This window comes from Borrelia hispanica CRI (assembly GCF_000500065.1).
In the GTDB taxonomy this organism is placed as follows: domain Bacteria; phylum Spirochaetota; class Spirochaetia; order Borreliales; family Borreliaceae; genus Borrelia; species Borrelia hispanica.
In genome coordinates, this window is sequence record NZ_AYOU01000163.1 from 267,701 (window position 1) to 280,127 (window position 12,427).

Here is a 12,427-nt window from a genome sequence, read left to right on the forward strand (position 1 = left end):
AGTATTATATTAAGAGTAAATTTTTTAATTTGATGGTATCATTTGATGTTCAATATTAAGTTAAACCTTATAAGTTTTTTTATGTTTAAATTTTATTGATTCATGTTATGGTGAGGGTTTGTAATGAAAGATAAGAGAAGCTTTAGAATTTTATCATTTTTGAAAAAAATAGATAGGATTTTTTTAAAAATTTTTAGTTCTTTTTTTAAATTTTTGAGTAATATTTGTTCTTTTTTTAAACAAAATATTAGCTTTATGATTATTCCTCATGTTAGAGGGAATGTCAAGAATATAAAAATTTCTTTTTTTACTTTATTTTTGTTTTGTGTATTTTTTTTTGTGATTTTTATAGGATTTATTTTTCTTGCTGTTAATTATGTTACTCTTAAATCTATTGTTAATTCTACTGAAAAAAATTATGCACTTGCAGAGTCTGAGATTGAGGATTTTAGGAATACAGTTGTGGAGATTAATTCTGTTTCTAATAATTTTTCTAAAGTTTTAGATGAGCTTAGTTCTTCTTTAAGAATCAAGGAGAATAATGTTGGTTTAAATAGGAGTAAATTAGATGGAGATCTTGCAGATTTTATTGATTTGCAAATGTTAGAAGCCAATTCATTTAAGGAATTAAATGATCTTAAAAATGTTAAGAACACGATTGAAGGTTCAATTTCTCCTCTTAAGAATATAGTTAGATTGCTTCATTCTCAAAATAAATTATTGAATGATATTCCTTCGCTTTGGCCTATTATTAAAGGAAATGGTATTGTTTCTCTGCATTTTGGTCCAGCTATTGAGCCTTTTACTAGACAGTGGTATATTCATAAGGGAATAGATATTGCAGGGGTTAGAATTGGAACAGCCATTGTTGCAGCTGCTGATGGTGAGGTTGTAAGAGCTAGTTATCAAGTGACAGGTTATGGTAATTTTGTCCAAATTAAACATAAATATGGACTTTCAACTCTTTATGCACATATGTCTCGATTAAATATTTCAAAGGGTTCTTATGTTAGAAAGGGTCAAGTTATTGGTTTTTTGGGGCAAACAGGATATTCGACAGGTCCACATCTTCATTATGAGGTTCGTATAGGATCTCAAGTTGTAAATCCTGATATGTATTTAAATTTGGCTACGGGGGCTTCTAAATAGATGTTAAATTTATTGGTTATTAAAAGAGATAGAAAGGTTGAATCTTCTTTATTGAGTGATGAAGTTAAAACGGTTGTTGGGAAAGGCGATTTTTTTAAAGGGGAATTGGTTTCAAATAATTTTATTCGAGTTGATGGTGATTTTTTGGGTACTATTAATTCTACTAAAAGGGTTGTAATTGGGGATACAGGGCGAGTTAAATCAAATATTAATGCAAATGAGGTTGTTGTTTCTGGGATAGTTCTTGGTAATGTGCATGCTAATAATAAAATTAAAGTTTTTCAGTCAGGTTGCATTATTGGTAATATTTCTTGCAGGTCAATTGAAGTTGAAGAGGGTGCAATTATTGATGGATATATGAATATTGGGATAGGAAGTCTTAGTTTTTCTGAAAAAGATGTATTGATTTATACAGGATCTTATAAAGTTGATGAAAATATTTTGATTGAAGTTAATAAGGGAATGAAATGCGAAGATCGAAACAAGGAGACTTGTATTCGTGAAAATGATAAATATTTATTTAATGATGTGAGAAAGATGGATGAAGATTGATAATTTAGTTTCGGGTGCTTTGAATCTTGATTTGAAGGACTATAAGGCTTCTAAGAAGAAGATTAATTCTACTAAAACAAATATTTTTTCTGCAATATTTAAATCTGAACTTGTAAAAGAAGATAAACATTTGATTATTCTTGAAAATGGTGAATTTAATTTTGAGTTAATTAAAGATATGTTAGCTGAAATTAACGATATTGGCGAAAAGTTGTTAAGCGAACCTTCGCGTCAGAATGTTATTTTTTATAAAAAAACTATAGGTGAATTTTTATCTGTTGTTTTATCTTATTCTATTTCGCTTAAAGAGCAAAAAGGAGGTAGTAATGGTGAATTTAAGAGACCTAAATACCGCATTATTAAAATTATTAATGAAAAGCTTGATAAATTTGCTTATTCTGTTTTGCAAAATCAGGTTTCTCAATTTAAGCTTCTAAGCAGTCTTGAAGAAATTCAAGGATTGCTTGTAAATTTATTTAGATGACTTAAGTTTGTTTTGATATTTAAATTAATATTTGTAGGATTTATATCCTTTATTTTTTTATCATATTAAGTTAGAAGATAATGAAATGATATTTATAGATTTAAAAATAAAGGAGGATATGACTATATCCTCCTTTGATTAGATTAAATATTTTTTTGCTACTTTTTTAAAGTTTTTGATTTGCTCATTTTTCCAAGTTTCAGATTTTTCAAGTTTATGCATCATAATTTCAGCAACTTTTGGTGTAGCTTCGATTGTTGCTTTTGCATTGAGGAGTAGTGATCTTGTTCTTCTGGATAAAACATCTTCAACGGTTTTTGCTTGTTCAAATTCAATGGCAAAAATTATTTGAGCTTCATTTAATGGTAATTCTTTATGAATTTTATTTTTAAATTCTTTCATTTTACTTAGATATTGAAAATCACTTCCATAGACTCTAAAGTGTTCTGGTATTTTGTTGATTTCTTCTCGTTTCATATATCCGTGTATTTTTAAATTTTCTGTTATTGGCATTGCTGCAGGTATTAATTTTTCGTTTATTGCTTTTGTTAAAGCTTTTTCAGCCATCTTTCTATAGGTAGTATATTTGCCCCCGGCAATTGTGATGAGATTTGAGTTTGATATGAATATTTTCTCATTTCTTGATATTTTAGAGGTATTTTGTTGTCCTTTAGGGTCTGTTATTAATGGTCTAATTCCTGCATATGTGCTTAGAATATCATTTCTATTTATTTTAATATTTAAATAATTGTTCATGTTGTTTAATAAAAATTCAATTTCACTATCTAATCTTTTAGGTTCTTCTTCGATTTTATCTATTGCTATATCTGTACTTCCACAGATAATGATATCATACCAAGGTACGGTGAATAAAATTCTCTTATCATCTGTCTTAGGCATTAGCATTGCATATTGTGTATTTAGTTTTTCTTTTTTAATTATCAGATGAGTTCCTTGAGAAGGCTTTATGATGTTAGGAGCATTAATATCATCTAATTTTCTAATTTTATCTGAAAAGATACCAGTTGCATTTATTATACATTTACTCTTAACAGTAATTTGTTTGCCAGTTATTGTGTCTCGAATAATAGCACCAGATATTTTGCCGTTTTTTTTGATAAATTTTGTAAGTTCTGTATAATTAAAAGCATTTCCTCCTTTATTAATAAAAGTTCTAAGCATGCTAATTGCCATTCTGGCATCATCAAATAAGTCATCATAGTATAAAACAGAACATTTAAGACCTTTGGTTTTAATGTTTGGTATTTTTTTTATTGTTTCTGATTTTGATAACAATCTTGTTTTATACTTGTGTTTTTTATGTTTGCCAAGAAGGTTGTGATACCAACTGAGTCCTAAATAGTAATAAGGAATACTTAAAATATTATACATGGGTGTAATAAATGCACACTTATTTACTAAGTGAGGGGCATTTACTTCAAGTAAAGCTTGTTCATACAGAGCCTCTTTTACCAAGGGTAAGTTAAATTGTGCTAAATATCTGACGCCTCCATGTATTAATTTAGTTGATCGAGAAGATGTGCCTTTTGCATAGTCATTTTTTTCTATAAGTAGGGTTTTGTATCCTCTTGTAATCGAATCTACACTGATGCCAAGGCCTGTTGCTCCTCCACCAATTATTATTAAGTCAAACTCTTGATTATCAATATCCCCTAATACTTTTTTTTTATGTTCTAGCATAAATGAGATATTCTCCTTATTAAAATTATGGTTTTATTGCATAAACTTTATTAATGTGTCAATAAAGTCTGTAAATAGACCATCTACTTTAGCTTTTACAAATAGCAATTCTAATAATTCATTTGGATCTGTTACATATGAAGGCAATGCATCAATTCTGAATGTGTAAGGATGAACCTGCATGTTATATTTATGCGCTAAACTTGTAAGACCTGTGATTTGCCCGTTAATTATGATTTGGGGTATCCAAGGTCCGATTCCATCAGCATATTTTGCAACTTCAGCCATACCTTCTTCTGACTTAATGTATTCATAATCTGTTGGTGCTTCTTCCCAGTCATTTTCTCCAATAAGCATTATTAATTTTCCTTGATATCCAAGTTCTTCTCTTATTCTTTTTACTTCGTCAAAATCAAATGTTTGAAGATAAATTTTATCTTCTTTTGATTTATATCCATATTTATTTAAAATTTCTATTACTATTTTAGATATGTCTTTACCCTGTTGTTTATGCCACAGTGGTTTTTTGATTTCAGGATAAATACCAATATTTTTTCCTGTGCTTTTGTTTAGTCCTTGTATGAATTTTATTTCTTCTTCTAGAGTTGGAATTTTAAAATCATATTCCGTTGCAGGAAAACGATTAGGATATATTGTTTGTTGTGTTTCTGGATCAAATCTTTCGCTAAGGCTTAGTGATTTGATTTCTGCTAATGTGAAATCTACGGAGTAATATTTTCCGTTTTCTCTAGCTCTTCCTGGAAACAGCTTTGCAACATTTGTTGTTGTGTCCAGTTCAGGATCGTGCATTACTATAGGGATATCATCTTTTGTTAAAACAATATCTTGTTCTATATAATCAGCGCCTAAGGCATGAGCGTATGCTTTGGCTTCTAATGTATGTTCTGGTAAATATCCGCTTGCACCTCTGTGAGCTATAATTAATGCTGATTTTTTATTTATTTTTGCATTTTCTTTTGTACAAGAAATGATAAGAACAGTACTTATTGCAAACATTATTAATTTGAATTTCATTAATTTAACCTCTCATAACTTATATTTTGATGAATATATTATAATATATTTCCTTCTTAAGCTTTCATTGTTAACATAACTATTATTATTTATTTCCATTATTTTTTTCTTTTTTTAATGTTAATGCTATAAATGTTATTGCAAATATGCATGAAATCATCAATAAATAAAAGTAAACATCCCAACTAAAGTATTGCAATACAAAACCTGTAATGGCACTAGCAGTAACAGAGCCGCCTATATATCCAAATAATCCCGTAAATCCTGCAGCAGTACCAGCAGCTTTTTTAGGTGCAAGATCAAGTGCATGAAGACCTATAAGCATAACAGGTCCATAGATTAAAAATCCTATTATTGCTAGTAAAACGGTTGTAAGTGTTGGAGTATTTTCTGGTAATTGCCAGTATATAATTATTGCAATAAGAGTGGCAGTCATAAATATTATTCCAGTTTCAGACCTTCTTCCGTTAAATACCTTGTCAGACATCCATCCGGCAAGTAGTGTTCCAGGGATAGCTGAAAATTCATAAAGGGAATATGCCCATCCTGAATTTTTTATAGAAAAGTTTCTAACCTGTGCAAGATATGTTGGTGCCCAATCTAGTATTCCATATCTTATAAAATATACAAATGCATTAGCAATGGCTATATACCATAGTAGCTTATTATTCAGTACATGTTTGATAAATATTTCTTTTGCATTAAGTTCTTGTTCTGCATCTTCTGTATGGTTGTCAGGATAATCGTTTTTATATTCTTCAATTGGGGGTAATCCTACGGATTGAGGAGTGTCTTTTAGTGTAATTAGTACAAATATTGCAATTATTATTACTATAAATGCTGGTACATAGAGTACGGCTTGCCATTCATTAAAGTAAAATAAAGCTTGTGCAGATATTATACCAGCTATTCCTGCTCCTATATTATGAGATACATTCCAAGTAGCAACAATTATTCCCCTTTCTTTTTTTGACCACCAATGAACCATTGTTCTGCCACATGCTGGCCATCCCATGCCTTGAATCCATCCATTTGCAAACATTAAAATGAACATTAATACTATAGCAATTGAGGTATTAATTGAACTCCATGGCAATATTCCAAATATAATACTGATTGCTGCTGTTAAGGATAATCCTAGTGATAGAAAATATCTAGGATTACTTCGATCTGAGACATTTCCCATAATGAATTTAGAAAATCCATATGCAATTGAGACTCCAGATAAAATGATTCCTAGTTGACTTTTATTTAAACCTTCTTTTTCAAGTTCTGGCATTACAAATGAAAAAATCTTTCTTGTTAAATAGAATCCAGCATATCCAACAATTATTGAAATAAATATTTGTAATCTTAATTTTTTATATAATGATTCTTCTAATTCTTTTTCTACCCTTTGTATGTGAGGCGCTGGTTTTAGAAAATTAAATATCTTTTTCATAATTTAACATCTCCATTTTTTTGTAATTTATTAATTCCATTTCTTTAATATTAATTCTATATGTTTTAATTTATAATTTAATCAATATTACTTAACTTTTAAAAGTTATTATAAGTAATTATTGATTATTCAATCCAAGATTTTGCTCTATTTGTGGCTTTGTGCCAATTATAAATTAAGTCTTCTCTTTTACTTTGTTTCATTAGAGGTTCAAATATTTTATCTGATTTCCAAAGACTTGTAATCTCTTCTGTGTTTTCCCAATATCCTATGGCAAGTCCTGCCAAATATGCAGCGCCAAGAGCTGTTGTTTCTGTGATTTTTGGTCTTACAACATTACATTGTAAAATATCAGCTTGAAATTGCATGAGTAAATTATTTTGACTAGCTTTACCATCAACCCTTAATTCTTTAATGTCAAAACCTTTAATTGAGTTTTTCATTTCAGTTAATACATCAAAGCTTTGAAAGGCAATGCTTTCAAGAGCGGCTCTTGTAATGTGTTCTTTTGTTGAACTTCTTGTAAGTCCAATAATTGTTCCTCTGGCATAGGGGTCCCAATGAGGTGTTCCAAGGCCTACAAATGCTGGTACGAAATAAATACCCCCATTATTATTTACTGAAGCAGCTAGTATTTCTGCATCACTGCTTTTTTTAAATAGTTCTAAATTATCTCTTAGCCATTGAATTACAGCTCCGCCAATGAAAATACTTCCCTCAAAAACATAAGTTGTTATATTGTTTTTTACCCATGCAATTGATGTTAGTATTTTTTGTTCATTAATTATAGGTTTGTGTCCTATATTAACTGTAGTAAAACAACCGGTGCCATAAGTGTTTTTTGCCATTCCTTTTTGAAGACATGATTGTCCAAATGTTGCTGCAAATTGATCTCCTGCAATTCCTGAAATGTTGATTTCTGTTCCCATTATGGAAGAGTCAATTTTCCCATATATTTCCGAACTTTGTTTAAGTTCAGGTAAAATTGGTTTTGGAATGTTTAAGATTTGTAATAGATCGTCATCCCAATTAAGAGAATTAATATTTAAAAGTAAAGTTCTTGATGCATTTGAATAATCTGTAATATGTATTTTGCCTTTGGTAAGATTCCAAATTATCCAAGTATCTATTGTGCCAAAACATAATTCTCCTTTTTCTGCTCGTTCTCTAGCTTGTGAAACGTTATCCAGTATCCATTTTATTTTTGTTCCACTAAAATAAGGATCTAGTACAAGACCTGTTTTTTCTAAGAAAATTTTGTCTTTGCCCTGTGTTTTAAGTTCATCGCAAATTTTTGCTGTTCTTCTGTCTTGCCAAACTATTGCATTATAAATTGGTTGGCTTGTATAGCGATCCCAAATAATAGTTGTTTCTCTTTGATTTGTAATTCCGATTGTTGCAATTTCATTGGGATGAGTTCGTGCATTTGCTAATGCTTCTGCTATTATTTTTAGTAGAGAACTCCATATTTCATTTGGATTGTGTTCAACCCAACTTGGATGAGGATAAATTTGTGCAAAATCTTTTTGTGCAAATCCTTTTATATTTGCATTTCTGTCAAAGATTATTGCTCTTGAGCTAGTTGTTCCTTGATCTATGGATAAAATATATTTCATAATAATTTTTCTCCTTTTCCTTTGATATTGTGTGATAGTCAATATTATTATTTGTATTTACAATCATTTTTTGTCTTTTAATGTTAGTTTATAAACTATGGCACCTATGTTAGCACCAATGATAGGTCCCAATATGGGGATTATAAGTACATTAATGTCGTTAAAACCATGATTTTTAAATCCAGCTATTAATAATAATATTCTTGGGCCTAAGTCTCTTGCTGGGTTAATAGCATAACCATTCATGCCTCCAAAACTTATTCCAATGGCTAGAACTATTGCTCCAATGATGAAAGGGAAAAATGGATTTTGAATATCTTCTTTTATAAATTTGCCAACAACTAAGACTAAAAACATTAATAAAAATGTTCCAAATATTTGATCAATAAATCCAGGCCAAAAACCAGGAATAGCGGGAAAAGTTGACATGATTCCCTGGGTGATTTCAAATTTAGGATCTATTTCTATCCATTTGGGATAAAATACGATAAGTGTCATTAATGCGCCAGAGAATGCTCCAAGTATTTGAGCTGGAATATAGTAACAAAGTTTTGATTTTGGAAATTTACCAATAGTTGCCAGTCCAAGACTGATTGCAGGATTTAGATGAGCGCCACTGATTTTTGCAGCGGTGTAAACCCCAAATGTTACACCTAAACCCCATCCAAACACTATATTTGTGTATCCACCATTTATTATTTCTCCAGCTATAGTGGGGTTTGATGGAAATAATGTTGTCATAGCTACAGAACCTGTCCCTATTGAGAGTAAAATAAATGTTCCTAAAAATTCTGAGATAAATTCTTTAGTTCTTGTATAAACCATACTTTAACCTCCTTATTGTAGATAAAATTTAATTTAAGATTAACTTTTTTAAATAATTTATATTATGCTTGATGTAATGTAACTAACATAATAATAAGAAAACAAGCTATTTTGTTGTTGTATGGGGAGATGATGTTTTGTTATTATCGTTTGATTTTCTCTCATAATACTTTTAACTATATGATATCTATATTTAATGATTAAGATTGATCTCAATATAATTTTTATGTTTATTAACCATTGCTTTTTGAGATTATTTATTGTTTTAAGATTAATGCAATTTGATATAGATAAAGTAATATATTTTTTATGTTTTGTGTTTAAATAATTATTAATTGTTATTTTGATAAAGATTTTAATTATTGTTTTAGGCAATATTAGTTTGTTATTGAAGTTGGTTAATTCGGATTGATTATCCATTTAATGTTCCTCTGAATTGATCATTGAAATATATAGGATTGTTTCATGCTATAGAAATTTTATTTTTTATTATTATTAATGTCAATGATTTAAGAAACTTGAAATTAATTATATTAAATTTTTTTATTAAAAAAATTAATTGTCTGTTTTATTAATGTATAGTTATGTTTTTATTTGTTTCAATTATGCATTATTACTATTAATTGGTGATGGTGAATTTTGGAGGCAAATTTGGTAATTGTAATTGAGGGATTAATAGGTGTAGGGAAGACTACGCTTGGACATATTTTATCTTTAGATCTTAAAATTCCTTTTTATCGTGAGTTAAATAATGAATTTACATTGTCTATGTTAGATGAGTTTTATAAGGATAAATTTAGATGGGCTTTTCCAATGCAAATTAGTTTTTTGAATGAAAGATTTAAACTTATAAAGAGTGTGTTCAAAACTAAAGGAAAAGGGATACTCGATAGATCTATTTATAGTGATTGTGTTTTTGCTTCTTTTTTGAATGATAATGGATATATTTCTGATAATGAGTATAAGATATATCTTGATTTACTTGATAATATGTTAGAACATGCTAAAAAACCTGAATTGATGATATATCTTGATTGTAGTATTGCTGAGGCTGAGAATCGTATTAAGAAAAGAAATAGAAGTTGTGAGACGAGTATTTCAAAAGATTATCTTGAAAAACTTAATGATAAATACTTAAGTTGGTATGATAATTATGATTTGTCTCCCAAATTAATGTTTAATTATGATAAAATAGATATTTTTGATGATAGAGAGAAAAGCAATCTACTTACTTTTATTAAAGATAAACTTGTAATATAATTGTTTATGATTTTTGAAATTATTAGTTTGGTTTTGTTTTTTTGAATGACTAGATTTCATTGGAGGTTAACATGAAAAAAGTGGTATTATTATTTTTTTCTTGTATTTTTATAAATTTATTTGCAAGTAATGATTCCTTAATTGATGAGAGACAAAAGGAACTTGCTATTTTTTATTATGAGGTTGGACAACGGTATATTGATGTTGGAAAAGTGACAAAGGGGAAAATTTTTCAAAAAAAAGCTTTGGAAATGTATCCAAAACTAAAAGAGGAAGTTGATCTGAGAAGTGCTGTAGAGGATATTGATTCTAAAATGAAGTTAGAAGGTGAAGCAACTTTTCTTTCTTTTGATGATGTTAAACTTGATGATATTCCAGGAATAATTCACAATAAAATTGAAATTAGTGAGGTTACAAATGCTCCTAGAATAGAATATGTTGCTAGTAGAGAAAGAGAAAATCATAAAGAGCAAGCCGTTAAATTTCAATTTAATAAATTTGTAAGGGCTTTTCTTTTGCAAGATTTAAATTTGCTTGATTCTGTTATTGCTGATGATGTTAAAGTTTTAGGTAAAGTTGAGCCTAAAGCCGATTTTATTGCCAATTTGGAATTTGCTTCAAGTGATTTTAATAGAGATGATTTAGGTTATCTTTCGGTTGACGATTTTTATGATCTTAAATCTTTAAATATTACGAAAACTACAGATACGTCTTATACTGTCAAGGTTAAATCTAAGAAAAATGATATTACTAAAAATATTCCATTTTGGAGAGATGTTCAAACTTTATGTTTTGTAAATCAAGATAATAAATGGCTACTCTTTTCAGTGAAATAATATCTTAGAGTCATAATTACAATTGCTATTGCTAAAACATATATAAAGAGGTCTCCAATGTATTCATAGATTGTTGTGAATCTTGGGGGCAATTTTATTTCTGATACTAGATATCCTTCTTTAAATGTTTCTAAACTTTTTACATTCTCGCCATATTCATTTATTATAGCAGTTATTCCTGAATTAGTAGCTCTAATGGTTTTAATTCCGTTTTCTATACTTCTAAATTTTGCCACTACGAAATGTTGCCATTCTGATGAATTTGTATGTGACCAAGAATCATTTGAAAAATTTAGTAGTAAATTGGCATTTTGTTTTTTATAACTTCTTGCAAGATCCGGAAATGCATCGTCATAACATATTAAAAAACCTAGATTAAATTTTTTGAGCTTTAAGATTTCAAGTCTATTGCCATTAGTTTGTCCAAAAAGGCCAAAATTTTTATAGAAAAATTGTCTTATAAATTTATATTCATAAAATGGTATTTTTTCTGAAAATGGAACCAAAAATATTTTAGAATATATATTAGTTATCTCAAGGTTGGGATTTATTGCATAAACAGAATTTTGATGTGTCAGTAATCGTTTGTCTGTTTTTGATGGTGAGCCGATTGCAAAGTAGGCTTCATTGTTTATTATAAGCTCATTTACTGAATTATATAATTCAAGCAATTCTTGATCATAATAGGCATAATCTTTATAAGTATTGAAAGGATAAGTTAAAACTCCTTCACTCCATAGCACGAGTTCTGTATTTGGATGTTTTCTTAGTGCTTCTTTTGTAATTGTAATAGATTTCTTAATTCCTTCTTTACGATTGCCAGGCAACCAAGAATCAATATTAATTTGAATTGCTGCAATGTTGAGTGTATCTATTTCTTTGTTTAAGATTGGATTCAATTCTATTTTTTTTATGTTTCCATAAGCAAAAGATGTACTTATTAATAAAATAGAAAATAACATACTTAGTATATTTGTTTTATTTTGATTTGTTAAAAAATTTGCAATTCCTGCATTAAAAAAGTAGACTACAAAACATACAAAGAAAACCCCAAATGTATCAGCTACTTGTATTAGATCATTAAAATTATGTACCATAAATGCTGAAAATCCCCAAGGATATGCTGGAAATCCAATTGATTTTGAGTAGTCGTATAATGTGAAGAGTATAGCTAAGGTTAATGTTTTATTATTAAAAGTTTTGAGTGAGTAATATAATAAATATCCTAAAACTAAAGCATAAGGAATATATCCAAGTACTGCTCCTAAAAAAGTAATGATACCGAATGAATAAAAGAATGCAAGCCAAAAACTTTGTAAACTATTAGCTATTAAAAAATAAAATGTTGTCAGGGTAATAAGGATTTTTTTATCTTTTGTTTTAGTTAACGCAATGAAAAGTGGTATGTATGCTATCAAACCAATGTGTGAATATCCCATATTATTTATTTCATTTGGGATTGCTAGACTTGTAAGCAATCCAGAAAATGCGGCTAGAGAAAAATATCTTGTTTTCATTCTTTTCCTTT

Annotated in this window: 11 protein-coding genes; 5 read left to right on the forward strand and 6 right to left on the reverse strand. The window is 28.7% G+C overall.

Annotated elements, in window-relative coordinates; genetic code table 11:
* Positions 1-123 precede the first annotated feature (123 nt).
* From U880_RS0108205 to U880_RS0108215, 3 genes are read left to right on the forward strand one after another with little or no spacing between them, the layout of a single operon-like run.
* Positions 124-1,149, forward strand: a complete 1,026-nt coding sequence (locus tag U880_RS0108205) for a M23 family metallopeptidase (RefSeq protein WP_024655551.1) — start codon at positions 124-126, stop codon at positions 1,147-1,149.
* Positions 1,150-1,701 (forward strand): bactofilin family protein, encoded by a 552-nt coding sequence (locus tag U880_RS0108210; RefSeq protein ID WP_024655552.1) that lies wholly within the window; start codon positions 1,150-1,152, stop codon positions 1,699-1,701. It abuts the gene before it with no gap.
* Positions 1,691-2,185, forward strand: coding sequence for a YaaR family protein (locus tag U880_RS0108215; RefSeq protein ID WP_024655553.1), 495 nt, complete (start codon positions 1,691-1,693; stop codon positions 2,183-2,185). Before U880_RS0108210 ends, U880_RS0108215 begins: the two co-directional genes overlap by 11 nt.
* 138 nt (positions 2,186-2,323) lie before the next feature.
* Here U880_RS0108215 and U880_RS0108220 read toward each other — a convergent pair whose 3' ends face one another.
* The 5 genes from U880_RS0108220 to U880_RS0108240 form a co-directional block, all read right to left on the reverse strand.
* Positions 2,324-3,886, reverse strand: a complete 1,563-nt coding sequence (locus tag U880_RS0108220) for a glycerol-3-phosphate dehydrogenase/oxidase (RefSeq protein ID WP_024655554.1) — start codon at positions 3,884-3,886, stop codon at positions 2,324-2,326.
* Between the two features lie 33 nt (positions 3,887-3,919).
* Positions 3,920-4,921 carry a glycerophosphodiester phosphodiesterase gene (gene glpQ, locus U880_RS0108225; RefSeq protein ID WP_024655555.1) on the reverse strand — a complete coding sequence of 334 codons (1,002 nt, stop codon included), beginning with the start codon at positions 4,919-4,921 and terminating at the stop codon, positions 3,920-3,922.
* Positions 4,922-5,006: 85 nt separating this feature from the next.
* Positions 5,007-6,362 (reverse strand): glycerol-3-phosphate transporter, encoded by a 1,356-nt coding sequence (gene glpT / locus U880_RS0108230; RefSeq protein ID WP_038359661.1) that lies wholly within the window; start codon positions 6,360-6,362, stop codon positions 5,007-5,009.
* Positions 6,363-6,487: 125 nt separating this feature from the next.
* Positions 6,488-7,978 carry a glycerol kinase GlpK gene (gene glpK, locus U880_RS0108235; RefSeq protein ID WP_024655557.1) on the reverse strand — a complete coding sequence of 497 codons (1,491 nt, stop codon included), beginning with the start codon at positions 7,976-7,978 and terminating at the stop codon, positions 6,488-6,490.
* A gap of 63 nt (positions 7,979-8,041) precedes the next feature.
* Complete coding sequence (locus U880_RS0108240) at positions 8,042-8,803, reverse strand: MIP/aquaporin family protein (protein ID WP_024655558.1); 762 nt, start codon at positions 8,801-8,803, stop codon at positions 8,042-8,044.
* Between the two features lie 651 nt (positions 8,804-9,454).
* Between U880_RS0108240 and U880_RS0108250 the strand changes: the two genes are divergently transcribed.
* Together U880_RS0108250 and U880_RS0108255 are read left to right on the forward strand one after the other, a co-directional pair.
* Complete coding sequence (locus U880_RS0108250) at positions 9,455-10,063, forward strand: deoxynucleoside kinase (protein ID WP_024655560.1); 609 nt, start codon at positions 9,455-9,457, stop codon at positions 10,061-10,063.
* 71 nt (positions 10,064-10,134) lie between these two features.
* Positions 10,135-10,899: a hypothetical protein gene (locus tag U880_RS0108255; RefSeq protein ID WP_024655561.1), complete on the forward strand. Its 765-nt coding sequence runs from the start codon at positions 10,135-10,137 to the stop codon at positions 10,897-10,899.
* Here the strand turns inward: U880_RS0108255 and lnt are convergent.
* Positions 10,863-12,416: an apolipoprotein N-acyltransferase gene (lnt, locus tag U880_RS0108260; RefSeq protein ID WP_024655562.1), complete on the reverse strand. Its 1,554-nt coding sequence runs from the start codon at positions 12,414-12,416 to the stop codon at positions 10,863-10,865. The two genes, U880_RS0108255 and lnt, sit on opposite strands and share 37 nt — an antisense overlap.
* Positions 12,417-12,427: the final 11 nt, after the last annotated feature.